Here is a 26,555-nt window from a genome sequence, read left to right on the forward strand (position 1 = left end):
TTTTTAATCTTGAATCGACTAAAAAATAGTCTCTGTCAGTGCCATGGTCGAATGTTCAACACGCCCTAAATAACAAAAATTATTTAAATTTATGTCTTTATCTAACTTTCTTAAAATTATTCAAACTAGCACACTTAAGGGTTGATACCCATAAGAAATTAAATATCTTTCATAAGCCCTCAGCATTGATGATGAAGTGGTCGTTTTATTGCTTAGATTAACATATGAAGTGCAATTTCAGAGAGCAGGTGAAAAAAAGACCTAGATGCACTAGCATCAAAGCCGCTATCCACCGCCAAAGTGAGATTGCAACCATGAGCTATACACATCTAAGCCTAGGTGAACGGTATTAGATTTATACTTTCTATTTTTCTTAGGTAATATTATTGATATTGGGGTTTGAAGACATGATCACGCGTGACCATCTCTACTTACGTTCAGCAATTCTGACAATTGGTTTTAAGGTAATGCCTTCATGACTGTCTATTGCTGCTTGATTAATATCTTTGAAGTCGTAGAATTTAATCAGTTTGTCAAAAGGAAACTTGCCTTGTTGGTATAGTGTGACTAACTCAGGGATAAACTTCTTGGGTGAGCTACTTCCTTCGACAACCCCAATAATAGACTTGCCTCCTAACAGTAAATCATTGACATCAAACTCAGCGTTGGTACCTAATTGTGGTGCACCCACTACGGCTATTTTTCCCAAAATACCAAGGGCATCTACACCTTGCTTCAAAATCTCAGGCCGTCCCGTAGATTCAATAGCGAAATTAACACCACCACCAGTAATTTCTTTGATAGCTTCTATAGGATCTTGCTCTTTACTGTTGATCACGTGTGTGGCACCTAGTTCCTGCGCCAGCTTCAAACGAGATTCGACGATATCTACGGCAATAATAATGGTTGCGCCACACAGTTTTGCTGCAAGTAGCGCACTTAGGCCTACAGCACCTGCCCCCCAAGTCACAAAGCTACTCGCTGGTGTGACCTTTAGAGCGTTGATAGATGCCCCAGCGCCTGTTTGAATGCCGCACCCTAGAGGTCCTAATAATGCAATATCGACATCCTTATCAACTTTGACTGCATTATTCTCACGACTCAAGGCATAAGTTGCAAAAGAGGATTGAGCGAAAAAATGATCATGAACTGCTTGGTCATCATGGGTACAAATCGCATTATGTCCTTCTGGGTCTGCACCGCTAAAATTGCGCCCAAAAAAGTCCGAACAATACGCAGGGTTTCCTGTAATACATTGCGTACATTTTCCGCAGTAACCATAAGTTAGAACCACATGGTCTCCAACCTGTAAATCAGTGACATTAGGCCCTATAGCATCGACAATACCTGATCCTTCGTGACCAAGCACTGCTGGCAGCGGAACTGGATAATACTGATCACGCACAATCAAATCGGTATGGCACATCCCTGTTGCAATCACTTTGACTAGGACCTCATCGCCTTCGGGTGCACGTATTTTTAACTCCTTTAATTCAAAATCAGCACCTTTACATGCCGTCACTGCTGCCGTGATATCTTTCATGTCTTTCATAACTTTGCTTCCTATGGTTAATTATTAAGTTTATTAAAAAGGATAGCGTGGCGCTTGAGCTTGAATGGTCATCCATTGCCACTGAGTAAATTCGTCTACATTTGCAGGGCCGCCAATACGTGTTCCGTTTCCTGACGAACCGAAGCCACCAAATGGATTCACAGTGTCATCATTGACGGTTTGATCGTTGATATGTAGTAGGCCCACATTTAATTGTTGTCCAAGCTGTATGCCTCGACCCACATTTGAGGTGATTATACCTGCAGAGAGTCCATAGTCCCCATCGTTTGCCAATTCGATAGCCTGATCATCGCTACTAAAAGACAGTAAGACTGCCACTGGACCAAAAATTTCTTTACTAAAAATAGGATTATCAGCATCAATATTTGAGAGCAGCGATGGCTCAAAAAACACCCCATTGGCATGTCCACCAATCTCAATTTTTGCGCCATGCTCGACTGCTTCATGCACTAGCTTTTCTACTTTTTGTGCTTGCTTTTCATTGATGAGCGGTCCAATCGTAACATCACTTTTAGCCGGATTACCCACTACGAAATTTTCGATTTTTTCGATGACCCTTTGTTTTACTGAATCAAAGATACTTTCATGAATCAGAATTTTTCCTGTAGTCATACAAATCTGTCCTGAATGCAAAAAGGCACCCCATGCAATGTTTTCTGCAGCCAATTCAATATCAGCATCATCTAAAATAATAAGTGAGTTTTTGCCACCTAGCTCCAATGAAACTTTTTTCAATGTCTTCGCAGCATTCGCTCCGACAATACGTCCCACATCTGTTGATCCTGTGAACTGGATACTAGCAATATTTTTATCTAATGTTAGTGCTTCACCAACTTCAGCGCCACCTGGCAATACGTGCAATAGACCCTCAGGCAAACCTGCTAATTCAAACAGGCGTGCAATGGCATAGCCACTACATACTGTTGTTCTCTCATCCGGTTTTAGTACCACGGCATTGCCTAATGCTAATGCGGGAGCAACGGCACGCAGCGCTAGATATAGAGGAAAATTAAATGGTGAAATTACCCCAACTACACCCAAAGGTAGACGCTTAGCCATACTCAATCTACCTGTTTCAGTAGGCAGTAGAGTCCCTTGATCAGCAGCAGGCAAACCTATACAATTTTTGAGTACTTGAATAGTGATACTGACTTCAAATCCTGCTTTGAGCTGTATTGAGCCACTTTCTTTCACTAGCCAATCAATCACTTCTGCTTGGTTTTCACTTAGGAGCTGAACTGCTTTTTCAAATACTTGTTGGCGCTCTTTATAACTCGATGACCACCACTTTTTCTGTGCCTTTTTTGCCTGTTGCGCTGCGACAACCACATCCTCAGCAGAGGCATAGCCAATTTCACCTAATAATTCACCAGTGGCAACTTCAATCACACGATAGGTGGATTCAGCTGGCTGCCACGTGCCATTGAAAAGTTTTTTATCCCAAACCTCGGTTGCTAATATCGACATGATGACCTCTTAGAGTTTGTTTATGCCAATTGTTGGCAGAACTATCAAAACAATCGTATTGCTTTTATAGCTGATAGTCGCAGCTTCCATATCAAAAATTTAATGTTAATTGAATCTAAAGCTTATACTTTAGTGTAAAAATTTACTTTTCAAATCATGTACATAAGGAAAAGTGAACCGCCCCGGAAAGATCGGAGACTATTTTATTGGAGTCTGGTGGCTTTTGCTGACGGGATTAGACTCTCATAATATATCGATTTAAACTCAAATGGCGACACATGACCAATCGCACTGTGCAAGCGCTTTTTATTGAACCAATCTATCCGATCTAGGGTTACAAGCTCTATGTCGTTCAGACCCTACCACTTGTCTTTCAAATAATGAATTATCTCAGTTTGATACAAGCCATTGACCGTTTCGGCTAAAGCATTGTCGTATGAGTCACCGGTTGTGCCAACAGACCTGCAGCAAGCAGTCTCTGACAAACTCGGGGCGGTTCATATCGTAATTATGACTGTATGACCTAATGATAACGAAAACGGATACCATAAAATCTCTGCTCTACTCACTTTGCAGCATTAAATTTGTGAGTTAATTTCAGTAGCGACTCAATTTTAATAGTAGTACAAAAGTTGCTAATGCTATATTAAATATGAGTTAGCAACCTTTTTTGTATCTAGTATTTTACTTAGGCGATGTTGTTAATACTGGGGTTTGACCATAGTGCTAGAGGATAAAATTGTCGCCAGCTCTTCATTACTTAGCAGCTGCTCTTTTCTGACCAATTCAGCAGTACCTGAGCCGCTGAGCAAGGCTTGGCCCGCAATGCGGCTGGTGTTGTCGTATCCAATATGTGGTACCAGAGCGGTCACAATGCCAATACTGTTTTCTACGTGTTGTGCGCAACGCTTTTCATTGGTAGTAATGCCCTAAATACATAGCTCAAAGTGGCTTATATATATTTATTTAACATCAACGCGTGGTTCTACTTGTAGTAAATATTAAATTTAACCAGTTCAACAGTTTTTAAGATTTATGCGAGCCGCTTATTGTAAGCAGCCATTTTTAGGAATGATATCAGGCGGAAGATCGTTTTCTCCTAGTGCTTCCAATAGATTGATTTCGATAGTGCGCGACAGAGCAGTAAGTGGCAAATGATTAGCGGCCACGCCAAAAGGATCTGTCATCTCTTCACTGAGCGCATCCAGACCAAAAAAAGTATAGGCAATTACGCCACAGACTAAAGGGGTGGCCCAACCCAAAGAAGATGACAAGCTAAAAGGCAACATAAAGCAATATAAATAAGTAGTGCGATGGACCAATAGGGTATAAGCAAATGGTAGTGGCGTATTTTGAATCCGCTCGCAGGCAGCCAAGACTACAGTCATAGAAGTAAGACGTTCATCCATGTTTTGTATCATAAGATCCGATGATAATTGCTGGCGTCGACTGTAACCGAGCTTCTTGCCCATCAACCGCAGCAGATACTCGGGTAGATTTCTCGCTTGGCGCATGCTGATGTGATGCTCTGGTTCTACAAACCGGTCAACGTCCTGCCACGGCGAAGTATTACGAAGTCGATGCCGTAAGGCGTGAGTAAAAGCAATGGTAAGGTGGATCATACACTGCTGAGTATGCCGTCCGGTCTCAGTTTCCTCATTTATAAAAGAAAGTACTTGGCGTGTCAGGCTACGAGCATCAAATACTAACTGGCCCCATAACCCTCGACCCTCCCACCAGCGTTGATAGCTAGCATTGTTACGAAAGCCGAGAAACAATGATAAAGCAATCCCTAGCAAGGTGAAGGGCGCTGTACTATAAGATGAAAAAGAGCTTGGAATCCAATGCTGAACAGCTGATATTAAGGCACTGAGCAGGGTGATGAATAAAATTTGGGGATAAATATGAGGGATTACAGAACCGCGCAAGGTAAAAAGTATTTTGAATGCATTCGGTTTTTGCCAGACAATCATGTCAGCTTCCTATCGATGGGGTTGGTATGCGCAGTATCAAATACGTGATTTGATCAATGATATGGTTACCCAAATTATTGAGACAATTGTGATTGGCAATTTTAGCATTAGGTGGTGTATCAAAAAGTATGCTGAGGCATTAAGGAAGGGTGACAGCCGGAGCAAGATGTTATATTTGAGGTTATGAAGACACAAATAAATATCAATTGCCCCGACTGTCACAGCACCAGTTTAAAGAAAAACGGTATAAAAAGCTATGGCAAGCAAAACTACCAATGCAAAGACTGTAAACGTCAATTCATTGGCGACCACGCCATTACCTATCAGGGTTGCCACTCTAAAATAGAGCATAAGATACGACTGATGATAGTACGAGGCTGTAGTGTTAGAGACATTGCCACTATCACCTCTGTCAGCATTGGCAAGATACTAAGCACCATAGGCTCATCGATCTATAAGACCTCACCAAAGCAGCATTACTACTCGCGTTTAGAAGTTGATGAGTTCTGGACATACGTACGTTGCAAGAAGCAGAAGGTATGGTTAATCTACGCCTATGACCGTGATACTAGTGAGATTGTTGCCCATGTTTGGGGTAAACGTGATTTAGCCACGGCCAGAGCGCTTCGAGCTCGTCTTAAGAAACTTAAGGTGAGCTATTCAATCAGCATGGACAACTGGGATAGCTTTAAAACCGCCTTCAAGGCAGACCCTAAGCAGATTGGTAAAAGATATACTGTTGGCATAGAAGGTAATAATTGCCGTTTAAGACACCGATTGAAACGCGCTTTTAGAAAGACCTGTGCTTTTTCTAAGAAGCTTGATAATCATTTTAAGACATTCAATATGGTGTTCTTTTATATCAACTATGGCTTCGTCTAATGCCAGCATACTTTTTGAAACACCACCAATTACTTAGAATTGAAACCATCAAAAAAACCCTTTATGCTATTGTTTACATAGCGTAAAGGGTTTGATTCATGCTTTTTTCCCTAGGTGAAGTTATCGATATTGGGGTTTGAACTGTTTTATAAATCTAAAATAACGCAATATTCAACTCTGAACTTAAATATTCAGTTTAGAAATTATATTTAGCCATTACTTCAACTTGCTGACCTTTTTTATCGCTTCGATCTCTCCACTCAATACCAATATCTAGATCTGGTATATATTCATAGACAAGGTTTACACTTTTTACATTCACAGAAGTATCTGCTGCATCATCTACATTAATCTCACCATAACGCATATTGCTGAGAAGTTTTTCTGTAAACTTATGTCTATATCCTACCGTGTAACCCGTTTGCGAAACAAGCTTACCATCTTCAGCATCACAATTTGGACTACTTCCAACACATACTGTGGAATAGGCGCCCATACCTTTACCGTTATATACGCTCGCATGTAGCGAATCATTACCCAAATTTAGTTTACCCGCTAAGGAGACCCCTACCCCTACATCCGAATCGTTTCCATTTTCAGCCTCACGAGCAGTTGCGGCCACGTTATAACTAAAATTAGAGATGTTATCCTTGTAGCTTATAACCATATCAGGCAGGCTAGCTTCCTCAAAAACAGGGTCTTGAGCCGTAAAACGAAGCCCCTTATAAACATAATGCAAAGTCAAATCTGGACGAATATAAGCGCCACCACCAGCGATCGTTCCCAAACCCGTTCCCAGGAAGTCAAGCTGTTCAGTTAAAAGTGGGTAGACCGCCAAAAACTGACCATTCCAGGTTTTACCTACGGTCAAATCATCGACCTGAAAATAAGCATGACGCAATCGTAATTCTGCACCGCCCTTTTTGCCAGTGCCATAATTACCATAGAAATCCCCTTCAATAAAACCCGTTAATTTTTTATCATCTAAAGTCTTAGTGGTTTTAAAATTGATCCGAGATTGGCGTGCACTTCCTTTGAACTCAGAATCCCCTTCGTCCGGAGGATTAAATATGCCTTCCGCTTTGACATAACCACCGATACTTAAAGTGGTGTCTCCATTTGTCACAAGCTCTATTGCTTGTGCCTGTGCGCATACCCCAAAAACGGCCAAACCAAAAGACAACTTTTTTAGATAAAGCATGATCTATACACTCCCTGTTTTAGTTTAAAATCCCTTTAAATTCCTTTAAATCCCGACTACTACCGTACTTTCTTTAATACCATAAATCCTGGAGCCATTTCCTTGTCCAGCACCATTTTCTTGGATAACAATACCTGCATCCTGTTTTAGTTAAGCCCTTCTAAAGCAGCAATAGCAGTTTTTTTGCGTCGTCGATGTTTTTTTCTGTCCACTGGCTTTATCAAGATACACCAGCACTGATTCACCGCTAGCAACAATGGTATTCAGAGCCGTGCTGTAATAACTGTATTCATGAATCAAGCTGGTATTACCAACTTTCTTAACCCGGACCCCAATCCATAAGGTATCAGGGTAAGTCACTGGTTTAAAATAGCGACAGGATGACGCGGCCATTACTGAAAAAGACCTTGCATTGAATAGATTCAATTGACTGTTATAATGAATACGAGCATTTTGGGCGTAAGTGTAATAAACCACATTATTGACATGACCAAAAGAATCCATATCACCCCACTATACTTGTTGTGAGCTATGCTGTCAATCCCGTAGAAACTAACTTGGGAGATTTTGATCAAGCAGCCTGACGATAAAAGTCAAACCACATCTGTCTTGGCGTTTTATAGCCCAAACCCTTTTGAATTCTAGTCTGGTTGTACTCAAGCTCAATATATTTAATGATGTCATTGATGGCTTCGAATCTCGTTTTATAATCCTGATGATATACCAACTCATTTTTCCTTGCGGAGCAGTGCTCCTCACCCGAGAAGCTCTCTATCGGAGCGTTATCAAAGCAGTTGCCACGTCGTGACATTGAGCCTTTAAACCTGTGCTGCTTGATAATTTTGTGATACTCATGACTACAGTACTGACTGCCTCTATCAGAGTGGATGATTAAATCTCTGCTGGGCCTTCTATTCTTAATTGCCATATTTAATGCTTTGCAAACTAAATCTGCTGTCATGCGCTTATTGATGGCGTAGCCGACCAGCTCTTTAGTGTAGAGATCTTTGACTCCCGCTAAGTATAACCAGCCCTCGAGCGTCCATATATAAGTGATGTCACTAACCCTGAGAAGCACTGCTTCGCAAGGTTAGGCCGATTGGCATCACACTTCTGATCTAGCAGGTTTGGATAGACCAGCTTATTGTGATTTGAGTTGGTGGTGATTTTAAAACGTTTGTGACGACGGCATTTGATGTCGTACTCTTCTTTGAGGCGTCTGACCATGTATTCACTGATGGCATATCCTTGCTCTGTAAGATGAGCATGCAGTCGCTCATAGCCATAGCGCTTCTTGGTCTCATCATGAGCCACTCTGACCAGTAATTCACTTTGATTGCGATGTATTTGCTGCTCACGGATGTCACGATTCACCCAGTCATAGTAGCTTGATGGCTTAACGTCCAGTACACGACACATACGAGTAATACTAAATACTTGCTGGTTGGCTTCAATAAAGGCGTACTTTACGAGCTGTGCTTCGCGAAGTACGCCGTGGCCTTTTTTAATATCTCTCGTTCCTCTTCAGCTATTTTTAATTGCCGTTTGAGTTGCTTGATTTCTTCAAGAGCTGCCATAAGTTCAGGATCATATTGTTCTGTGCCGACAAGCTTGCCTTGATTGGTTTTGTTCTGCCAATTAGATAACGTTTGCATCGCTATTCCCAACTGCCGAGCAGTTGCACTCAGATTGCCGTTGTTGTCTGCTATTTTTTTGACCGCTTCTGCTTTGAATTCCGTACTGTAGCTCTGCATCTTCTTGGTCATGGTAAACTCCTTGTCGAGTCGTTAGTTTACCAAGTTTATCTCTACGGTTTCTTCAGCATAGCTCAATTATGCTTAAGTGTAAAATACCGGCCTAATCAAAATCAACACCATCATTTAGCATAACTATTGGCTTAACGGCTTCAAGCCACCCGTCATAACCACCTTCAATTGATACTACATGTGTATAACCAAGCGCTTTCAATGACTGCGCCGCTAATGCAGCACGCCCACTAGTTTTGCAGTAGAGCAAAATATTAGTATCAGCACTACTGACGACAGGCAAATCAGCAATTTTGAACTCTAGTAGGCCACGGGGTAATGATACGGCTCCTTCGATATGACCGGCAGCGTATTCATTAGGCTCTCGTACATCAATAATCACATCGGCTTTACTGCAAGCTGCTTCTGCTTGCGTAAGTGGAACTTCAGTAATTTGTGCTTTAGCAGCGTTCACTAGATCATGCGCGGTTTTCATAGTAGTACCTCTTGATATAGTATGGGAAGTAAGACAACTTCTACAGTAATGAAAATAATTAAAACCTCCAATTTATACATCAAAAAAGAAAAATAAATTATTCAAAGCAACTGATATATATAATTAAGTATATCATTTTTATATACATTTAAATTTATGAATATATTTTTTACTAAATTTCGATTGGTGCAAATAGTTAACTGTGAAAAAGCGACAAGACAATAAAGTCTTTCTAAAAAACAATAAGGTCTAAACCGCCACACCAAATAAGCGCCCAATCAAGGAGGTTGCCAGCATTGCTAAAATCCCCCAAACCACCACCCGAGTAGTAGCAGGGATAACAGGCGCACCGCCTAAGCGTGCGGAGACTATGCCAAGCAGGATTAAGCCGACTACGGTCAACGATGCTAGTGACCAAATTAGTGTCTGCGCTGGTAATATCAAAATACCAATAACCGGCAATATGGCGCCAGCAATGAACGATAATCCCGAGGCCACTGACGCGTGAATCGGTTTTGCTTGGCTGAGGTCCGTCAGGCCTATCTCGTCACGGGCATGAGTTTCAAGCGCATCGTGCTCGGTCAAAGCTGCTGCAACTTGATGCGCCAAGTCATGATCAAGTCCGCGTGTCTCATAAATTTTTGTCAGCTCGATAAGCTCGCGCTCAGCATTATGAGTCAGCTCATGACGCTCTTTATCCAGATCCGCCTTTTCGGTATCCGCTTGTGATGATACCGAGATATATTCACCAGCAGCCATCGATAAGGCGCCTGCTGTTAACGCTGCCATCCCTGTCAGTAGTAATGTTTGGTTACTTGGATTCGCTGCAGCGACACCAACTAATAAACTGGCCGTTGAAATCAGTCCATCATTCGCACCTAACACGGCTGCCCTTAACCAATGATTACGATTGCTCAGATGGGCTTCGTCATGAATAGAATGGTGCATAGATACCCTCAAACGGTGTCGACATGAATTAGAATAGGTCAGTATAGCCTATAATGTCATCTATAATCACTTGGCTTGTTTTAACGCTACTAATCGATAAGTCATCAGTAAAAAAACCAACGTCTGACTACCGGCATAGAACAACAATAAAGGCAGTGCCCGACTGTCCGATCCGACCATAAACACGTGAATACTGATGAACATATAAGCCATAAAAGTCAAAAAGTGTAGCCATCGCCATGCTGACTGACCGATATATTTTTTAATATAAAAGCTAAATGCGCAGATAAGTAATAGCCAAAATCCTAATTGCCCTAATGCAACACCCACACGGTCAGTCTGAAAACCAAAGGGTAGTAAAATTTGCCATATACTGAGATTAAGATAGTTATCCGCTAATAAAACGCTCGCATGAAAAGCGGCAAAACCCACTGCAATCAGACTTAAATATTGATGTAAGGCAAATACCCTGGCCGCATTAAAGTGCTTGCCTAGACGCGTACTCAACAACAAGCCAAAAACGACTGCTAACCAAAATAAAGTATACGCAATAACACCGCCTGCACGTGATAAATACCAAAAGTGTTTATCAGTGGCTGTCAGTAGTTGAGAAACTGTCTCTCCCCACATTAAAAGCGCATAGCTGCCGATTCCAACAGCAATGCTCAATATTAATACAGTTCCTAGAGCCTGAGCAATTGCTTTTGTCAATTTGGCCGTCAATGTAGTGGCCCGACTATTAGGCTCAAGAAGATGCTGAGTATTAGAGTCAGTATGACTGTCGGTAGAAATATCGGTGTGCATGGCTAAGCTCCTATGAATGCCTCTACTTGACGTGTTTATTTTTAGAATGCCTATCTTTTAGCGTCTCTATTCTTTAACGTAGTCATCTTAATAAGTTAAATAGCCATTAAATTTAGACGGATAGCAGGGGATGCTATTACCTTGTTATCCGTATCGATCAAAATCGCAGCAATATGATGCTTGTTAAGCCATGTCATCGCTTCCTTGACCCCAAGGAGCACGCAATACTTAGCGTATACTTCCGCCGTCATGGTGTCCGTAGCCAGTACGGTTGCAGTTAGGACATCGCTTGTTACCGGACGATTGTAATGAGGGTGAATCAAATGATGTTGCCAGCGGCCTTCATGCCACCAGCGACGGTAGTCTTGCCCAGATGTGGCGACGGCACCAGAGCTGAGAGTAAGGATTGCGACATCTTCTTCATCTTGAACATGCTCACCATCAACGAGGCAAGGTTTAGCGATAGCAACTCCCCAAACAATCGGGGTAATCGGTTTATCTATGTCTTGATCTCTTGGAACACCAATGGCCATATCACCGCCCATATCTACTAAGCAGGGGAGTTGCCAGTTATGAACTTGGCTGATCTGTTCAGCCAAGTTCATAGCGCACCACCCTTTAACATACCCATTCAAATCCAGCGCCATGCCGGATGGAAGATATATTTGATGCTGCCCGCCAGCTAATGTACGAAGCTGAATATCTCCTATGTACTGACTGGCTTGGTTCGTAATGGGCGCATCTTGCAAATTTGGAGTGGCATTTGAGGTGGCATTTGAGCTAATAACGGGCGCGGATAGCATAGACACTTTCGGCAAGGTCTCAAATGAATGTTTATAACCAGCTGCCCAAAGGGATTTTAGTAAGGTCGGTGTTACTAAACCTTCAGTCTTTGAGACGAAGTGAATAGCACGCTGTAAGACCTCGAATAATTCTGCACTCGCCTCAGTCCATTGGTCGGTATGATTGTTGAGTCTCATCAGCTCACTGGTCTCATCAAAACGACTGAAGATGCGCTCCCAGTAAGTTAGCCGCTGCTGAACGTCGCTTGTAAGCAAGGCAATCTGTTGGTCTATTGTCGCCTGTGAATACTGCAGGTGCAGTTTTGTGACATTCAATCTGATTTGAATGTGGCAACCCATCGCCGACAGTTTAAAGGTCGTTAGATGGGGCATAGTTGTATTAGGTGCGTTCTTTTTCATTCTAAGCCCTTACTTTTTTAAGAGAAACCTTAAGCTTATTATCCGTTAGCTTTTTCTCATTTATTGAGAAGAACGTGTACGGGCGACCACACTTATAGCCTCAACAGGCGCGCTTGCCACTTCATTGACCTGTCGCAACTGGTTAATATCGACAATTGGCGTTGGCGCAATAGCCATCTCACCATTCTCAGAAATAGCAGTACTTAATATAGCGGTGTTTACAGATGGACTGTCTGTTTCTTGATTGAGTAGTAATAGCCATCCCGCCATGGTGCCAGCGATCGAGACCATCATAATGCCGCTTTTAAGAGCGGCAAAAGGATCTGCTTTTTTAGCAGTCTTAGTAGCGACTTTAATCGGATGTGATTTGGTATTAGTCATCGTATTCATCCTCATCATGCTGCTGATAGCTCGTAGCGATTAAACGACCCTTCTCTTTATAACGCTTGTCGTCGTGTTTTTTGCTGCTATGTTTATCCTCCTTATGTTTGTCGTCATCGTGATGATCATCTTTATAATCGTCGTCATCAAAGCCCTCAACACGATAGTTATCGGTAGCGACCGGATTTAGGATGGCACCGAGGTTGGCGTCAATATAAGTGGTGCCGCTGTCTAATCGCACCTCATAAGCAACCGTACCGTTATAGTTGATGAGCTCTGGGGCAGACTGCAATAGCGCATTAGGAGCGTCTTGTTTGGCAAGCATAGTTGCTTGCGCGGCTGTGAGTGCAGCAAGTGATGACGGCTGAGCAGATGGAGATGGCGTGAGAGGATTTGCGACGGCTTTAAAAGACGATAAATAAGACGAAGGAGAGGTAATGTCAGTACTTTGACTCATAGAGTCCGCTGCTGATAAGGCGCTAGCAGGCTCAAGTGACTGAGCGGACAAGGCAATGACCCCGCCAAAGAACACTAATGAAGTAGCACCAACAGTCAATAACAAAGGTTTCAGTAAGGGTAGGCTCACAGGTTGTACTCCGTATAATATTATTAGGGAATACAAGTAGCATACGCAATGAAGATTAACTCAAGCTTAAGACAGGGCGGCTTTATTATTGATAGTGCTCTTGATTTTAGTTTTAATAGTGACGATAAAGCCAGTTTCTGGTTGGGAGCGGTTGGTAAACTCTAACGTAAGACCATGAAGCTCGGCAATTCGATTGACGATTGATAAACCTAAGCCGCTACCCAATTGGCTTTGACCGGCTGGACGGTAGAAGCGTTCGCTTAGCCGCGCTAACTGCTGAGGTTCTACGCCCACGCCATTATCGACCACTCTAATGGCATTGGTGTCTAACTGCAGTTCAATCAAAGACCCCTCTGGACAATAGCGAATGGCATTGTCTAAAAGGTTGCGGATTAATAATTTGAATAAGATTGGATTGATAAGGATGGGTAAAATATCGGCAGGATTGTCGCAATGTACCGTGCGCTTTAATTGAATATGCTTTTCACGAGCCAAACGGTTAACGTCACTGAGCACAACGTCTGTTAGCATCAGCCAGTCTACTTTTTCTAATTGCTCAGGGGGTAATTGTTGTTGCGGCTCTATTTTGGCTAAAATTAGCAATTGTTCGACCAAATGAGTGGCGCGCTCAATGCCTTTGCTAATCTGTTGGGTATGATAAAACAGCTGACTATCATCTTCTATGCCTGATAGCTGTAATATCTGCTGCTGTAACAAGTCAGCTTGTAATTTTAAGGCGGCAAGCGGGCTTCTCAGCTCATGCGAGGCGTCAGCGGTAAAACGTTGCTCGCGCGCTAGGGTGTCAGCTACTTTCACAAATAAAATATTTAAGGCAGTTACCAAAGGCTGAATCTCTTTTGGTACCTCTGCTGTGACAGGGCTATCATCTTGCGGCTGACGTTGTTCAAGCTCAGAGCTAATCTTGGTTAAGGGCCTAAATCCGCGGCGAATCAACCAAACAACCAAACCTATAAACGCCAGTAGCCCCACTAGCATCGGCAGTACCTGCACGGACATGGCATCGACAATCATTTTCTGGCGAGAATCAAGATTCTGACCGACGGCAATCACCCGACTTTCATGTTTATGAGAGTGTTCATCGTGAATATAAAACAAACGCCAGCGCTTGCTAAAAGGATTAAGGCGTTGATAGGTATGATCATACTTTTCTAAAAACCCACGCTGGTCGGGCAGAAAAGCAAATGACTGACCATTTTCATCGGCCATTAATAGGCGTCCATCCTTATCCCAGATAGCAAAGCCCATATAGTCATCTTCAGCATCCCCAAGGTCGCCTGACAGCTGCTTACTTTTTAGGTTGTAAATTTTGGCAGCGTGCTTTTCTTTATTTTTATTTTCGCCCTGTTTGTCATCATAGTCATAAGGGTCTTCATCAGCGGATACGCCTATTAAGTAACGGGCAACTTGAGTGATTTGGGTGTCATTCATCTCATTAATTTCATCCCACAATCGCCACGCAATAAAGCTTGATGTGAGTACCCATAGCAGAGGTAGACCAATCAATAAAGAGGTTAATAGCCGTTGCTGGATACTTTTCATAGGCTCACAAATTAAGGGACAAAGTGGATGATCTAAACGTAGACCCGCAAACTACTATACTGTCGATTCAAAATAATTTGGATACCAGAAAGACAAATGAAAGTGCCACAAACAGTAGACCAAACGAGCATGACGTCGTAGCCAATTTATATTGGATTGACTATAGACGATTATATACTGGATTGAGATAGTAGCCGACGCCGCGTTTGGTCAAGATAAAGTCATTGCCCAGCTTCTTACGTAAATGATGAATATGCACTTCAATGGCATTACTTTCGATGTCTTGTTGCCAGCCATACAGCTTGTCCTCTAAACTCGCTCGGCTATGGATTTGCTTAGGATGGGTTAGCATTTGTTCTAATATTGCCACCTCTTTGATGGTCAATTCAACGATTTGGCCTTGATGCGAGACTTGCTGATTGTGCGGCTGATAGGCCACCTCGCCATAACGAATCTCAGGTTGACTACGCCCCTGACTGCGGCGCATCAATGCTTGCAAGCGCGCGATAACTTCGTCTAATGCAAATGGTTTAACCAAATAATCATCAGCGCCTGCATTGAGTCCGGCCACGCGATTGGCAATTGCATCGCGAGCAGTAATAATCAATACGGGCGTATCTATCTGTTTAGACCGCCAGTTTCGGAGCATGGTCATACCGTCACCTTTTGGCAAGGTCAGATCAAGCAGCACCGCGTCAAACATACCGTCTTGCAAGGCCATTTCACCTTGCTTGGCATCACTAAACCAATCGACCATCATGCCGTGGCTTTTTAAGCCAAGGATTATGCCTTCAGCAATGGTGCTATCGTCTTCTATTAATAATATGCGTGCCATGTTTATTCCATCGCTATGTTTACTTCATAGTGGACTGATCATCTGTCACTGTTTTATTGCCGGTTATCATCGATTTAATCAGATTTTGCCGTTGCCAATAGCTCATGGCAATGGCGGCTATGATATGTAGCGGCACGAGCAGGTACAAACTATTCGCCAGTAACTCATGCGCTTCTTCAAGCAAGTCTTTATTACCGAGGAGTCCTGATTCCATTAAATAACCTGTTATCCCTAAGCCTATAATAACTGCCCATAACGATAATACCATAATGGCTGCTAATGGATTATGACCAAGATGCTGCTTATCAACGTGGCGGGTACTTAGATCAGACAAGTGGCGCTTAATACGCATAGGTGTGGGGAAAAAATCGCTAAAGCGGGCATAGTGAGTCCCGACCAAACCCCAAAGCAAGCGCGTGACTACTAAGCCTACAACGGTATATCCTACATATTCGTGCAGCTCGCTACCGTCTTCTGTAAAGAGTAAATTGGCAATAATACCAGCCGCGACTGCCCAATGGGTAATCCTTACTAAAATGTCCCAAACCCTCACTTGCCTAGTCTTAGGATTGTTCGAAAACGGTATACTAGGGCTGTCGATCAAACTAGTCGTGTGTTTTTGGCTCATGGTCGTCACTCGCTTAATAGTTTGTTTAACCGTTATTACAACAAACAAAACTTAAGGCGAGCTTAGGGAACTACAAACTTTTAAACACTCAAACAGTAGACCTCTTTCCAAACCAGAAAACATGTTAAATTGGTGGTGTATCAAAAAGTATGCTGAGTAAATAAAGGAGGGGTGCCAGCCAAAGCAAAGATGCTATATTTGAGGTTATGAAGACACAAATAGAGATTAATTGCCCCGACTGCCACAGTCCTAGTCTAAAGAAAAACGGTATAAAAAGCTATGGTAAGCAAAACTACCAATGCAAAGACTGTAAACGTCAATTCATTGGCGACCACGCCATTACCTATCAGGGTTGCCACTCTAAAATAGAGCATAAGATACGACTGATGATAGTACGAGGCTGTAGTGTTAGAGACATTGCCACTATCACCTCTGTCAGCATTGGCAAGATACTAAGCACCATAGGCTCATCGATCTATAAGACCTCACCAAAGCAGCATTACTACTCGCGTTTAGAAGTTGATGAGTTCTGGACATACGTACGTTGCAAGAAGCAGAAGGTATGGTTAATCTACGCCTATGACCGTGATACTGGTGAGATTGTTGCCCATGTTTGGGGTAAACGTGATTTAGCCACGGCCAGAAAGCTTCGAGCTCGTCTTAAGAAACTTAAGGTGAGCTATGGTTCAATCAGCATGGACAACTGGGATAGCTTTAAAACCGCCTTCAAGGCAGACCCTAAGCAGATTGGTAAAAGATATACTGTTGGCATAGAAGGTAATAATTGCCGTTTAAGACACCGATTGAGGCGAGCAGTTAGAAAGACTTGTGCTTTTTCTAAGAAACTCGACAATCACTTTAAAACGTTCAATATGCTGTTCTTTTATATCAATTATGGTTATGTCTAATGCCAGCATACTTTTTGAAACACCACCCATTTTTTATCTATCAACTTCAATGATATTGATTCCATATTTCTTTTCAGCAGCTTATGGATTTTTGGTCGCCTATCGCAAAGAGGGTTATAAGGCATCTGAGAGTTCCACTAAAGATGTCATTATTGGTGTGACAGCACTACTTTATAGTATCTGGTTGTTGTATGCAGCCGGTATTCAGTACTTTTTGCTATCAGCTTTATTGTATCTACCTGGTGTTGTTCTATATATAAAAGCTCGCAAAGAGTACAACCATCAGCTATTCAATACTGCTGAAAAAGTGATACTTGTAGTCATCACTATTGCTGCTATTTATGCTGCCTATGGTCTGTACAACGGTACTTTAAGCTTATAACAGTAATACTGAATAAAGACTCATTAAATTTATAATCGTTAATAAAATTAGCTAAGAGTAATTTTCACATTAATTATTTGTTCTCTAAATGGTGGTGAGGTACTTGCACACTAACCCAAAACTAATAAGGATACAAAAATGTCTAACAAGTCTTTAGGTGTTCATTCAGAAGTAGGTAAATTACACAAAGTTATGGTGTGTTCTCCAGGTCTTGCCCATCAAAGACTGACACCACAAAACTGTGATGACTTATTGTTTGATGATGTCATGTGGGTTAGCAAGGCTAAAAGCGATCATTATGACATGGTCACAAAAATGCGGGATCGCGATATTGAAGTTGTTGAAATGCATCAGTTGCTTGCGCAAACCCTTGATGATAACGATGCCATGAAATGGATTATGGATCATAAAATTACTGATAATCATGTCGGTACTTTATTGGCTGATGAGGTTAGAGATTGGCTGACCAAACTTGAGCATAAGAAACTATCTTCATTTTTAATTGGCGGTGTAACCACTGAAGAATTACCCAATGACATTGGGGCTTCACTTAAGAAATTATCAGCACTTTCAGGTACCACTGAATTTGTATTGCCACCATTGCCAAATACTCAGTTTCCTCGCGATTCTTCAAACTGGATATACGGTGGCGTTACCCTTAACCCTATGTACTGGCCAGCTCGCCAGCAAGAAACGCTCCTTGTTTCAGCTATTTATAAATTTCATCCAGACTTTAAAGGGGCTGATTTCAAAACTTGGATGGATGATACTGAAGAAGATTTAAGTGGAAGTAGCTTAGAGGGTGGTGATGTCATGCCTATTGGCAACAAAACTGTACTGATTGGTATGGGTGAGAGAACGTCACAACAAGCGATTACGAGACTGGCCAAGACTTTGTTCATTGATGGTTCGGTTGACCATATCATTGTGGCGGCCTTACCTAAGCAACGTTCTGCTATGCATTTGGACACCGTATTTACTTTCTGTGATATTGATTTAGTCAACGTGTTTCCCGCAGTGACAGATCACATTGTGACCTTCCATATTCGTCCTGATGAAAGCAAGCCACACGGTATTGATGTGCGCGAAGATGACAGACATTTTTTGAAAGTTATAGAAGAAGCATCAAGAGTCGATAAACTAAGAGTGGTCGAAACGGGTGGTAATAGCTACGAAGTTGAACGTGAGCAATGGGATGATGGTAATAATGTCCTTGCTCTTGAGCCAGGGGTTGTCATCTCTTATGACCGCAATACTTATACCAACACGTTACTTCGTAAAGAAGGCATTGAAGTTATTACGGTTCCAAGCTCCGAGCTTGGCCGTGGCCGTGGTGGTGGTCACTGCATGACTTGTCCTATCATTCGTGATCCAACTGATTGATAAGTTGATGCTTTACAGACTTATCAATCGTTCAAATCTTACCTGGAAATAAAATAGCTAAATATGATTGATACTTTTTAACTTTTATAAATTTAAAGCCCTATAAACTCAAAATTAAGGAATTGTTATGAGTTTCAATCTTCATAATCGTGATCTTCTTAGTCTTATGCATCATAGTGAACGTGAACTTACTTATCTTCTAGATTTGGCTCGTGACTTAAAAAGAGCGAAATACTCAGGCACAGAACAGAAGCATCTTTTAGGTAAAAACATTGCTCTAATTTTTGAGAAGACCTCAACCCGTACTCGCTGTGCTTTTGAAGTAGCGGCATATGATCAGGGTGCCAATGTGACTTTTATTGGTCCAAACTCATCACAGATAGGTTATAAAGAGAGCATGAAAGATACCGCTCGTGTGTTGAGTCGTATGTATGATGCCATTGAATATCGTGGCTTCGGTCAAGAGATTGTTAATGAGTTAGCAAAATATGCTGATATTCCAGTCTTTAATGGCCTAACTAATGAGTTTCATCCTACACAAATGCTAGCAGACGTGCTGACCATGCGTGAGCATATAGACAAGCCGATCCATCAAATTAAATATGCTTATTTTGGTGATGCTCGTAATAACATGGGGCGCTCATTATATTTAGTGGGTGCTAAGATGGGTATGGATGTACGCCTCTGTGCCCCTAAAAACTTATGGCCTGAAGAAGAATTCTTAAAAATATGTGAAGATTTTGCCAAGGAATCAGGTGCGCGTCTTACTGTGACAGATGATGTAAAGACTGCGGCAAAAGGTGTTGATTTTGTTCATACTGATGTATGGGTATCTATGGGTGAACCAATTGAGAGCTGGGCTGAGAGAATCGATGCTCTAATGCTCTATCAAGTCAATATGGATCTGATAAAAGCCACAGGTAATCCCAAAGTGAAGTTTATGCATTGTTTGCCAGCTTTCCACAACTCAGAAACTGAGTTGGGTCAAGAAATCACTAAAAAATACCCACAGCTAGCAGATGGTATCGAAGTTACTGAAGAGGTATTTGAATCACCCTACAACATCGCATTTGAGCAAGCTGAAAACCGAATGCATACGATTAAAGCCGTTCTAGTATCTGCGCTTGGTAATATCTAATTTATAACTTTGACAGCGCCGACTACTGATATGAAGTTAACTGCAGATAATACTTAGGAAAATATCATGAGGTTACTAATTGCATTAGGTGGTAATGCTTTATTAAAACGTGGTGAGCCCTTATCTGCTGAAAATCAACGCCAAAATATTAAGATTGCCGTTGAACAGATAATGAAGGTTACGGATGATAACGAGTTAGTCATTGCTCATGGTAATGGCCCTCAAGTAGGTTTGCTGGCTTTGCAAGGCGCTGCTTATACTGAAATCGATACTTATCCATTAGACGTTTTAGGCGCAGAAACGGAAGGTATGATTGGCTACATCATTAAGCAAGAGCTTGGGAATGTCTTGCCTAGAAACATGTCAATTGCCACACTGCTCACTCAAGTAGAAGTAGACAGTAAAGACCCTGCTTTTAACAATCCAACCAAGCCTATTGGCCCTGTATACTCTAAAGAGGAATCAGAAAAGCTAAGTAAGCAAAAAGGCTGGATTATTAAAGAAGATGGTAAATACTTTAGGCGAGTGGTTGCAAGCCCTAAGCCTAAAAAAATATTTGAACTTAAACCGATACAGTGGCTACTTGAAAAAGGCGTTATTGTTATCTGTGCAGGTGGTGGCGGTATCCCGACAGCATTTAATGAAGATGGAAATTTGCAAGGTGTCGAGGCAGTAATCGATAAAGACTCGTGCGCCTCTTTACTCGCCCGTAGCCTTGAGTGTGAGCTATTGGTTATTGCCACTGATGTGGAGTATGTTTATACAGACTTTGGCACTGACAAGCAAAGAGCGATTTTGCATGCTCATCCAGACGCTTTAAGTGAGCTTGATCTTCCTGTGGGTTCTATGGGACCAAAAGTTGCGGCTGCTTGCGAGTTTGCGCGTGCGACTGGACACATTGCTATAATCGGTTCACTTGCCAATATTGGTAAGACACTTGAGGGAGCTGGTGGTACTCGTGTCTCAACTGAGTGCGAAGGCCTCACACATGCAATTGTATCGCTAAAAAATACAGGGTGATTCCTCGATTTAATCCGCACTCTCACGATATAAAATATTTTTCGCTTCTTCGCTGAAATCTTTATCAGTTATCGCGGTATCAGCATCTAGATTAACATTACTGCGTTCTGCTATTGATGGCTTTGAGGATACTTCTTTTTGATTAGAGATAGATAACATAGGACACAGTAAAAATTAAGCAATCCTAGCGGACAACTAACGAGCAGCCTGCACCATGTTTTTTGAATAATTACGAGCATCCTGCGATGTTTAGCTTGTTACAGATAATCTAGTTGCTACTGCTTCATTAGGCAGATTAAGAAAGGAAATGGCAATACAGCTCACTTGTCAGGTCAAAAATGTGACTGCTAAGCGCTAAATTATTATAGTAGGAGGCGCTGTCGACTCACCAAAATTTCTGAATTTATCAGATATTGTAGATCAACCATTACTGAGCATATTTCTTGTAGATATTATAAGTACAGTCTCGCGACCCGAACGAACATAGCGACAGTGCAGTATTGTTGAATGAGTTGTTGAAATTATCTATTTAAAATTTACAAACTCTGTTGATAAAGACGTTTCGTTGGCAAGACAAGCAGTAAAAATAATACAGCAGACACGCCAGCACAGTACATAAATCTAGCATTTCATTGGGCTATCTTGTAACATATTAGGCGTCGATTTCTTTATTAATGCGATGCTATGAATATCAAGTCTATTGATGAACACCTATAGCGACTTATTACTCTGATCGCCTTTATTGTTTAATATACTTCGGATAATCCTCTCGGCATAATCATTAGGCATTTCAATCACTTCTTTTATCGCCGCTCGAGCATGATCGTGCTGTTAAATTTTTGTTAAGCACGTTATTAAATACCTCAACTTAACATTATATTATATATAGCGTTAAGTTAAGGTATTTAACCGTTTTATTAGGTGATATCTTTGATACTGGAGTTTAAGGATGTTCAAATTACCCACAAAATCAATGTAGCTACAGTACTCTCAGAATTGATTCATAATTTACGAAACAACTTAGAATGTTTTATATCAAGCAACCTAATAGAAATAGTATAGTTAAACCACATATAAGAAATAGCCTTTATCAAGGCTATTAATTCACTTTAAGCGTTCTCTATATTTCTAAATTAAAAATAGGCTGCCCATATTCGATATTATGTCCATCTTCAACTAAGATATCGCTGACGATACCTTCTTTATCACTGATAACAGGCAGCAACCGGGTCAGCTCGTCAATAAAGCAAATCTTTTGACCCTTTTGAATATGATCGCCCTTATTAACTAGGTTATCGGTTGCATCATCTTCACTTAAGTAAACTTGGCCAACATGAGTAGCACACAAATGCGAATGCTCACTACCACCATTTCCAGGCTTGTGAATAGGCCTTGTCTCTACATGGCTGGTAGCGCTTTGTTGATTTAGGTTGTTGACTACCGTAATAGACTGACCGCTATTTGCAATCGTTACTTCATGCAACTGACTGCCCTCAACAAGTTTAACCACACGTGCCACTTGCTCTATATCCATAATAGACTCCTTAATTTATTTCTAACGAATACCAAAATACTGAGCAATAATCATCATGATTAAGATACTAATGTAATAAAATAGCGCTAAGCAGAGACTTTTAGGCAGATATCTTAATACCTTTAAGCTCTAGTTGTTTTTTTATTTCTTTAGCAAATAAAATGGCATGTTCACCGTCGCCATGTAAGCAGATACTTTGAGCGTCTACTGGCACCTTTGCGCCGCATATACTGGTGACGGTACCTTCAGTAATCATCTGTAATACATGATTGGTCGCTTCATCAGTGTCAGTTATTAGAGCATTGTCCTTGCTACGAGAGACTAGTGAGCCGTCTTTTTCATAATTTCTATCAGCAAATACTTCTGATATCGCCTCTAAACCATGGTTTTTTGCTGACTTAACCAGATAGCCCCCTGATAAGCCCATCACTTTTAAATTGGGATCAAAACGCTTGATTTCGCTGACTAAAATATCTGACAACGCTTCATCAATAGCCGCTTGATTATACAAAGCACCATGCGGTTTAACATACTCTAAAGGCACACCAACCAAGTCGCAGAGCGCTCTAGTCGCACCCAACTGATAAGCCAATAAGGCACGGTAAGCGGCTTCATCTAAGGACTGATTGGTACGACCAAAGTTCTCTCTATCATGTAGACCTGGATGGGCGCCTACCCTAACGTTGTTTGTTTTTGCTAATTGCAAGGTCGTTAGCATTTCAGCGTAAGAACCGGCATGAAGACCACAGCAGACATTAGCAGAACTGACTATGGTCAATAATTTATTATCTTGTCCACAGCCTTCAGCGACATCGGCATTTAAATCAATTTTCATGGGCGTACTCCTTGATTTGATCGATATAATGTTGTCTTTTTTGTTGCTCATACAATGCCTGCTCTAAGTCTACGACGACAAATTGACAGATTTTACCAAACCTGATTTGTGCCATCAGTCCTATATCCGCGTTAATCACCGTAGCGATTTTAGGATAGCCGCCTGTCGTTTGCGCGTCAGCCATCAGAACAATAGGCTGCCCTTGCGGCGGTACTTGAATCATTCCAATATCGACACCGTGCGAGCTCATCTGCGTAGGCTCAATCAACTCAAGTGGCGATGTGCCTGCTAAGCGATAGCCCATACGGTTGCTACTACTTTGTAGCTTCCACTGCTCTGATTCAAAAGCGTCCTTAGAGGAAGGCGTAAAGCGCTCATACTCGCTACTTTTTATCACTCTAATGATATGGGTTGGCGCAAGGCGAGCCACCCCTATAACTGGTAAGCTTGCAGCGATTCTAATTTTTAAGGTGTCATCTGCTTTAAGATACCTACCCTCAAAGCCACCAAAACCAGCTTTTAGATTGGTGCTAGCCGATTGCAATACAGGTTCGATATCAAAGCCGCCATGCACACATAAATAGGTATACATGCCTTGTAGTGGACGTAGAAGTTTTAGGGTTTGCCCTGCTTGCGCATTGATACGCCAATAGCAGGGAATGCGTTTATCGTCTAAATACGCCTCGTATAGCGCACCCGTTAAGCAAAAACTGACATCTTCTTCAAACTTTATGGTCAAATCACCTAAAGCAACTTCAATAGCAGGCTCGTTAAGATCATTTTTCATCAATGCATTACCTGCTTGTAGAGCCCAGCTATCCATCACCCCATTTTTACCCACGCCCATGCTTCGGTAGCCAAATCGTCCTGAGTCTTGGATGCTAGCAAGGGCATTCGCGGTTAAAATTTTCATTGATATCCCCATTTATTCGTACTTCTATTTATTAGCATTGCTATTTATTCGCACTTCTTATTGTTATGACCCTTGTTTATAGATATTTTATTCATGAATATCAATAGCGGTAAACTTCAAGGTATCACCTGCGTTGAGCAAAGTAGGAGACGCTTTGGTTAAATCAAATAAAGAGGTATCGGTTTTTCCTAATAGCTGCCAACCCCCTGGAGATTCAAAGGGATAGATACCCGTTTGTTCACCGCCAATGCCGACTGAGCCTGCGGGCACTTGAGTTCTGGGTGTAGCATGTCTTGGAAAATACAAGGATTCAGATAAGCCGCCAAGATAAGGAAACCCAGGCTGAAAACCAATAAAATAAACGGTATAAATAGCCTCGGTATGTAAATCGACAACGGCTTCAACGGAGAGACCTAATTCACTCGCCATAGCTTTTAAATCAGGACCATATTGGCCACCATAATGCACTGGAATTTCAACGTACTTACCGTCTATTATTTTTGAAGGAATATCATCAAGCAGAGCTGATAGCCTATCTTTAAAGTCTTTAAGCTCACTCCATGTTAACGACGCTATGAATACACTTAGCGTATTCATACCAATGACCACTTCTATGACTTCTGGTATCTGTTGTATGCTATCTGCTAAAGCCCAACATTTTTGCTGTTTGTCTAAAGTCATAGGTTTAGGAAAAAACAAAGCCAGATTGGTCTCACTGCATATTTGCCATTGTAGTTCCATAAGCGCACGCTCCATTATCTTTGTTTTCATTCTGGCTTCAGATTTTTGCCATGAATAGTTGATTTATATGTTTTCTTTTATCCATTCGGCCAGATAATGAATACTCATTTGACCCTGACAAAACCCTGCATCTTTAAACAGTCGTTGATGAAGACTAATATTGGTATCAATCCCTGTAATTTGCGCTTCTGATAATGCCGCTTGCATCTTTTTTATAGCCTGAGCTCTTGACTGATCATGCACGCATATTTTAGCGATCAAACTGTCATAAGAAGGTGGCACGGTATAGTTTGACTCGATATGACTGTCCACTCTAATACCAAAACCTGCTGGCATATGGCAGTATTCTATACGCCCAGCGTTGGGCAAAAAGGTATCAGGGTTTTCAGCATTAATACGGCACTCAAAAGCATGTCCAGTAATAGAGATATCGCTTTGTTTATGCGCTAGCGCTAACCCTGCTGCCACTCGTATTTGTTCTTGAACGATATCAACCCCAGTGACCATCTCGGTAATAGTGTGCTCAACCTGAACTCGAGTGTTCATCTCGATAAAAAAGAACTCACCATTTTCATATAAAAACTCAAACGTGCCAGCACCTCTATATTGCATTTGCTGGCAGGCAGTAACACAAGCTTTACCTATCTGCTGCCGCTGCTCATCAGTAATTCCTGGGGCTGGCGCTTCCTCAATTACTTTTTGATGGCGACGCTGCATAGAGCAATCGCGCTCACCTAAGTAGATAGTATTACCATGAGTATCAGACAGTACTTGTACTTCAATATGCCGGGGCGTTTGTAGATATTTTTCCAGATAAACGATAGCACTGCCGAAATTGGCTTGGGCTTCCGTTTGGGTCATAGAAATAGCGGATAATAGATCGGCCTCTTTTTCGACGACGCGCATACCGCGACCACCGCCACCGCTTGCGGCTTTAATAATAACGGGATAGCCGACATCATTTGCAATCTTGATGACCTGATCACTATCAGTAGGCAAAGCACCTTCGGAGCCAGGAACACAAGGCACGCCAGCTACAGTCATTTGTTTTTTTGCAGCGACTTTATCTCCCATATTCCTTATATTATCTGCAGTTGGCCCAATAAAAATGAGGCCAGATTTTTCAATTAAGGCGGCAAAGTCTGCGTTTTCGGATAAGAATCCGTAGCCTGGGTGAATGGCTTGTGCGTTGGTAATTTTTGCAGCGGAGACAATCGCTCTTTGATTGAGGTAGCTGTGTGTCGCATTAGCAGGGCCGATACATATCTTTTCATCGGCTAAGCGTACGGGTAGCGAGTCTTTATCCGATTCCGAATGGGCAATTACAGATTGAATGCCTAACTGTTTACAAGCTCGGATAATACGTAGGGCAATCTCGCCACGATTCGCAATTAAGATTTTTGAGAACATGTCAGTTTTC

27 protein-coding genes and 2 pseudogenes are annotated in these 26,555 nt (G+C 41.8%); 6 read left to right on the plus strand and 23 right to left on the minus strand.

The genetic code is table 11. The annotated features are described in order from the left end of the window. Nucleotides 1-427: 427 nt before the first annotated feature. The 5 genes and pseudogenes from U1P77_RS04800 to U1P77_RS04820 form a co-directional block, all read right to left on the minus strand. Nucleotides 428-1,552 (minus strand): NAD(P)-dependent alcohol dehydrogenase, encoded by a 1,125-nt coding sequence (locus U1P77_RS04800; RefSeq protein ID WP_201554532.1) that lies wholly within the window; start codon nucleotides 1,550-1,552, stop codon nucleotides 428-430. Nucleotides 1,553-1,585: 33 nt separating this feature from the next. After that, nucleotides 1,586-3,040 (minus strand): benzaldehyde dehydrogenase, encoded by a 1,455-nt coding sequence (locus U1P77_RS04805; protein ID WP_321156239.1) that lies wholly within the window; start codon nucleotides 3,038-3,040, stop codon nucleotides 1,586-1,588. A gap of 203 nt (nucleotides 3,041-3,243) precedes the next feature. After that, nucleotides 3,244-3,501: pseudogene (locus U1P77_RS04810) on the minus strand (integrase core domain-containing protein); the annotation flags it as partial. Nucleotides 3,502-3,741: 240 nt separating this feature from the next. Continuing rightward, nucleotides 3,742-3,912: a hypothetical protein gene (locus U1P77_RS04815; protein ID WP_321156240.1), complete on the minus strand. Its 171-nt coding sequence runs from the start codon at nucleotides 3,910-3,912 to the stop codon at nucleotides 3,742-3,744. A 174-nt stretch (nucleotides 3,913-4,086) separates the two neighbouring features. Next, the gene (locus U1P77_RS04820) at nucleotides 4,087-5,013 is read right to left on the minus strand and encodes a bestrophin family protein (RefSeq protein WP_321156241.1); all 927 of its coding nucleotides are present in this window, start codon (nucleotides 5,011-5,013) and stop codon (nucleotides 4,087-4,089) included. 183 nt (nucleotides 5,014-5,196) lie between these two features. On the opposite strand from U1P77_RS04820, the gene U1P77_RS04825 reads away from it, so the two are divergent. Next, the gene (locus U1P77_RS04825; protein WP_321156242.1) at nucleotides 5,197-5,895 is read left to right on the plus strand and encodes an IS1 family transposase; all 699 of its coding nucleotides are present in this window, start codon (nucleotides 5,197-5,199) and stop codon (nucleotides 5,893-5,895) included. A 196-nt stretch (nucleotides 5,896-6,091) separates the two neighbouring features. On the opposite strand, the gene U1P77_RS04830 is transcribed toward U1P77_RS04825, so the two are convergent. The 12 genes and pseudogenes from U1P77_RS04830 to U1P77_RS04885 form a co-directional block, all read right to left on the minus strand. Then, nucleotides 6,092-7,096: a porin gene (locus U1P77_RS04830; protein WP_321156243.1), complete on the minus strand. Its 1,005-nt coding sequence runs from the start codon at nucleotides 7,094-7,096 to the stop codon at nucleotides 6,092-6,094. 150 nt (nucleotides 7,097-7,246) lie between these two features. Next, the gene (locus U1P77_RS04835) at nucleotides 7,247-7,600 is read right to left on the minus strand and encodes an acyl-CoA thioesterase (RefSeq protein WP_321156244.1); all 354 of its coding nucleotides are present in this window, start codon (nucleotides 7,598-7,600) and stop codon (nucleotides 7,247-7,249) included. A gap of 67 nt (nucleotides 7,601-7,667) precedes the next feature. Further along, nucleotides 7,668-8,862, minus strand: a pseudogene (locus tag U1P77_RS04840) (IS3 family transposase). A 91-nt stretch (nucleotides 8,863-8,953) separates the two neighbouring features. Continuing rightward, complete coding sequence (locus U1P77_RS04845) at nucleotides 8,954-9,337, minus strand: rhodanese-like domain-containing protein (RefSeq protein ID WP_321156245.1); 384 nt, start codon at nucleotides 9,335-9,337, stop codon at nucleotides 8,954-8,956. Between the two features lie 249 nt (nucleotides 9,338-9,586). Beyond that, nucleotides 9,587-10,285, minus strand: coding sequence for a VIT1/CCC1 transporter family protein (locus U1P77_RS04850; RefSeq protein WP_321156246.1), 699 nt, complete (start codon nucleotides 10,283-10,285; stop codon nucleotides 9,587-9,589). A 66-nt stretch (nucleotides 10,286-10,351) separates the two neighbouring features. After that, the gene (locus U1P77_RS04855; RefSeq protein WP_321156247.1) at nucleotides 10,352-11,089 is read right to left on the minus strand and encodes a DUF8596 domain-containing protein; all 738 of its coding nucleotides are present in this window, start codon (nucleotides 11,087-11,089) and stop codon (nucleotides 10,352-10,354) included. Between the two features lie 95 nt (nucleotides 11,090-11,184). Further along, a complete protein-coding gene (locus tag U1P77_RS04860; protein ID WP_321156248.1) occupies nucleotides 11,185-12,291 on the minus strand; it encodes an FAD:protein FMN transferase in 1,107 nt (368 codons plus the stop codon). A gap of 60 nt (nucleotides 12,292-12,351) precedes the next feature. Next, nucleotides 12,352-12,672 carry a hypothetical protein gene (locus U1P77_RS04865; RefSeq protein WP_321156249.1) on the minus strand — a complete coding sequence of 107 codons (321 nt, stop codon included), beginning with the start codon at nucleotides 12,670-12,672 and terminating at the stop codon, nucleotides 12,352-12,354. Continuing rightward, nucleotides 12,665-13,258 carry a hypothetical protein gene (locus U1P77_RS04870; RefSeq protein WP_321156250.1) on the minus strand — a complete coding sequence of 198 codons (594 nt, stop codon included), beginning with the start codon at nucleotides 13,256-13,258 and terminating at the stop codon, nucleotides 12,665-12,667. Before U1P77_RS04870 ends, U1P77_RS04865 begins: the two co-directional genes overlap by 8 nt. Before the next feature lie 66 nt (nucleotides 13,259-13,324). After that, the gene (locus U1P77_RS04875; protein WP_321156251.1) at nucleotides 13,325-14,818 is read right to left on the minus strand and encodes an ATP-binding protein; all 1,494 of its coding nucleotides are present in this window, start codon (nucleotides 14,816-14,818) and stop codon (nucleotides 13,325-13,327) included. A gap of 160 nt (nucleotides 14,819-14,978) precedes the next feature. Beyond that, entirely contained in the window at nucleotides 14,979-15,653 is a 675-nt protein-coding gene (locus tag U1P77_RS04880) for a response regulator (protein WP_321156252.1), read from the minus strand. Between the two features lie 19 nt (nucleotides 15,654-15,672). Beyond that, a complete protein-coding gene (locus U1P77_RS04885) occupies nucleotides 15,673-16,281 on the minus strand; it encodes a cytochrome b/b6 domain-containing protein (RefSeq protein WP_321156253.1) in 609 nt (202 codons plus the stop codon). Nucleotides 16,282-16,487: 206 nt separating this feature from the next. Here U1P77_RS04885 and U1P77_RS04890 point away from each other — a divergent pair, with 206 nt between their 5' ends. From U1P77_RS04890 to arcC, 5 genes are all read left to right on the plus strand, one after another. Next, nucleotides 16,488-17,189: an IS1 family transposase gene (locus U1P77_RS04890; RefSeq protein ID WP_321156254.1), complete on the plus strand. Its 702-nt coding sequence runs from the start codon at nucleotides 16,488-16,490 to the stop codon at nucleotides 17,187-17,189. A gap of 49 nt (nucleotides 17,190-17,238) precedes the next feature. Continuing rightward, entirely contained in the window at nucleotides 17,239-17,571 is a 333-nt protein-coding gene (locus U1P77_RS04895) for an amino acid permease (RefSeq protein ID WP_321156255.1), read from the plus strand. 138 nt (nucleotides 17,572-17,709) lie between these two features. Beyond that, nucleotides 17,710-18,954, plus strand: a complete 1,245-nt coding sequence (arcA, locus tag U1P77_RS04900) for an arginine deiminase (protein WP_321156256.1) — start codon at nucleotides 17,710-17,712, stop codon at nucleotides 18,952-18,954. 127 nt (nucleotides 18,955-19,081) lie between these two features. After that, nucleotides 19,082-20,092, plus strand: coding sequence for an ornithine carbamoyltransferase (locus tag U1P77_RS04905; RefSeq protein WP_321156257.1), 1,011 nt, complete (start codon nucleotides 19,082-19,084; stop codon nucleotides 20,090-20,092). A 66-nt stretch (nucleotides 20,093-20,158) separates the two neighbouring features. Continuing rightward, nucleotides 20,159-21,112 (plus strand): carbamate kinase, encoded by a 954-nt coding sequence (arcC, locus tag U1P77_RS04910; RefSeq protein ID WP_321156258.1) that lies wholly within the window; start codon nucleotides 20,159-20,161, stop codon nucleotides 21,110-21,112. Between the two features lie 9 nt (nucleotides 21,113-21,121). Here arcC and U1P77_RS04915 read toward each other — a convergent pair whose 3' ends face one another. From U1P77_RS04915 to accC, 6 genes are all read right to left on the minus strand, one after another. Continuing rightward, nucleotides 21,122-21,271 carry a hypothetical protein gene (locus tag U1P77_RS04915; RefSeq protein WP_321156259.1) on the minus strand — a complete coding sequence of 50 codons (150 nt, stop codon included), beginning with the start codon at nucleotides 21,269-21,271 and terminating at the stop codon, nucleotides 21,122-21,124. Nucleotides 21,272-22,232: 961 nt separating this feature from the next. Continuing rightward, on the minus strand, nucleotides 22,233-22,646 hold the full coding sequence (locus tag U1P77_RS04920; protein WP_321156260.1) for an acetyl-CoA carboxylase biotin carboxyl carrier protein: 414 nt from the start codon (nucleotides 22,644-22,646) through the stop codon (nucleotides 22,233-22,235). A 100-nt stretch (nucleotides 22,647-22,746) separates the two neighbouring features. Next, nucleotides 22,747-23,481, minus strand: a complete 735-nt coding sequence (gene pxpA / locus U1P77_RS04925; RefSeq protein WP_321156261.1) for a 5-oxoprolinase subunit PxpA — start codon at nucleotides 23,479-23,481, stop codon at nucleotides 22,747-22,749. Then, nucleotides 23,471-24,394, minus strand: coding sequence for a 5-oxoprolinase subunit C family protein (locus tag U1P77_RS04930; RefSeq protein WP_321156262.1), 924 nt, complete (start codon nucleotides 24,392-24,394; stop codon nucleotides 23,471-23,473). Before U1P77_RS04930 ends, pxpA begins: the two co-directional genes overlap by 11 nt. A gap of 87 nt (nucleotides 24,395-24,481) precedes the next feature. After that, entirely contained in the window at nucleotides 24,482-25,165 is a 684-nt protein-coding gene (gene pxpB / locus U1P77_RS04935; protein WP_321156263.1) for a 5-oxoprolinase subunit PxpB, read from the minus strand. A 33-nt stretch (nucleotides 25,166-25,198) separates the two neighbouring features. Further along, complete coding sequence (gene accC, locus U1P77_RS04940; protein ID WP_321156264.1) at nucleotides 25,199-26,545, minus strand: acetyl-CoA carboxylase biotin carboxylase subunit; 1,347 nt, start codon at nucleotides 26,543-26,545, stop codon at nucleotides 25,199-25,201. Nucleotides 26,546-26,555: the final 10 nt, after the last annotated feature.

The organism is Psychrobacter sp. LV10R520-6, from assembly GCF_900182925.1.
Lineage (GTDB): Bacteria > Pseudomonadota > Gammaproteobacteria > Pseudomonadales > Moraxellaceae > Psychrobacter.

Excerpts from the sequence above, each read along its gene's own strand:
- U1P77_RS04860 (WP_321156248.1), bottom strand. The coding sequence starts at position 12,291 with ATGAAAAAGAACGCACCTAATACAACTATGCCCCATCTAACGACCTTT.
- U1P77_RS04890 (WP_321156254.1), top strand. The coding sequence starts at position 16,488 with ATGAAGACACAAATAGAGATTAATTGCCCCGACTGCCACAGTCCTAGT.
- U1P77_RS04805 (WP_321156239.1), bottom strand. The coding sequence starts at position 3,040 with ATGTCGATATTAGCAACCGAGGTTTGGGATAAAAAACTTTTCAATGGC.
- U1P77_RS04855 (WP_321156247.1), bottom strand. The coding sequence starts at position 11,089 with ATGCACACCGATATTTCTACCGACAGTCATACTGACTCTAATACTCAG.
- U1P77_RS04905 (WP_321156257.1), top strand. The coding sequence starts at position 19,082 with ATGAGTTTCAATCTTCATAATCGTGATCTTCTTAGTCTTATGCATCAT.
- U1P77_RS04885 (WP_321156253.1), bottom strand. The coding sequence starts at position 16,281 with ATGAGCCAAAAACACACGACTAGTTTGATCGACAGCCCTAGTATACCG.
- arcC (WP_321156258.1), top strand. The coding sequence starts at position 20,159 with ATGAGGTTACTAATTGCATTAGGTGGTAATGCTTTATTAAAACGTGGT.
- arcA (WP_321156256.1), top strand. The coding sequence starts at position 17,710 with ATGTCTAACAAGTCTTTAGGTGTTCATTCAGAAGTAGGTAAATTACAC.
- U1P77_RS04825 (WP_321156242.1), top strand. The coding sequence starts at position 5,197 with ATGAAGACACAAATAAATATCAATTGCCCCGACTGTCACAGCACCAGT.
- U1P77_RS04850 (WP_321156246.1), bottom strand. The coding sequence starts at position 10,285 with ATGCACCATTCTATTCATGACGAAGCCCATCTGAGCAATCGTAATCAT.
- pxpA (WP_321156261.1), bottom strand. The coding sequence starts at position 23,481 with ATGAAAATTGATTTAAATGCCGATGTCGCTGAAGGCTGTGGACAAGAT.
- U1P77_RS04880 (WP_321156252.1), bottom strand. The coding sequence starts at position 15,653 with ATGGCACGCATATTATTAATAGAAGACGATAGCACCATTGCTGAAGGC.
- U1P77_RS04865 (WP_321156249.1), bottom strand. The coding sequence starts at position 12,672 with ATGACTAATACCAAATCACATCCGATTAAAGTCGCTACTAAGACTGCT.
- U1P77_RS04835 (WP_321156244.1), bottom strand. The coding sequence starts at position 7,600 with ATGGATTCTTTTGGTCATGTCAATAATGTGGTTTATTACACTTACGCC.
- U1P77_RS04800 (WP_201554532.1), bottom strand. The coding sequence starts at position 1,552 with ATGAAAGACATGAAAGATATCACGGCAGCAGTGACGGCATGTAAAGGT.
- U1P77_RS04915 (WP_321156259.1), bottom strand. The coding sequence starts at position 21,271 with ATGTTATCTATCTCTAATCAAAAAGAAGTATCCTCAAAGCCATCAATA.
- U1P77_RS04830 (WP_321156243.1), bottom strand. The coding sequence starts at position 7,096 with ATGCTTTATCTAAAAAAGTTGTCTTTTGGTTTGGCCGTTTTTGGGGTA.
- U1P77_RS04820 (WP_321156241.1), bottom strand. The coding sequence starts at position 5,013 with ATGATTGTCTGGCAAAAACCGAATGCATTCAAAATACTTTTTACCTTG.
- U1P77_RS04920 (WP_321156260.1), bottom strand. The coding sequence starts at position 22,646 with ATGGATATAGAGCAAGTGGCACGTGTGGTTAAACTTGTTGAGGGCAGT.
- pxpB (WP_321156263.1), bottom strand. The coding sequence starts at position 25,165 with ATGAAAACAAAGATAATGGAGCGTGCGCTTATGGAACTACAATGGCAA.
- U1P77_RS04845 (WP_321156245.1), bottom strand. The coding sequence starts at position 9,337 with ATGAAAACCGCGCATGATCTAGTGAACGCTGCTAAAGCACAAATTACT.
- U1P77_RS04895 (WP_321156255.1), top strand. The coding sequence starts at position 17,239 with ATGATATTGATTCCATATTTCTTTTCAGCAGCTTATGGATTTTTGGTC.
- U1P77_RS04875 (WP_321156251.1), bottom strand. The coding sequence starts at position 14,818 with ATGAAAAGTATCCAGCAACGGCTATTAACCTCTTTATTGATTGGTCTA.
- U1P77_RS04930 (WP_321156262.1), bottom strand. The coding sequence starts at position 24,394 with ATGAAAATTTTAACCGCGAATGCCCTTGCTAGCATCCAAGACTCAGGA.
- accC (WP_321156264.1), bottom strand. The coding sequence starts at position 26,545 with ATGTTCTCAAAAATCTTAATTGCGAATCGTGGCGAGATTGCCCTACGT.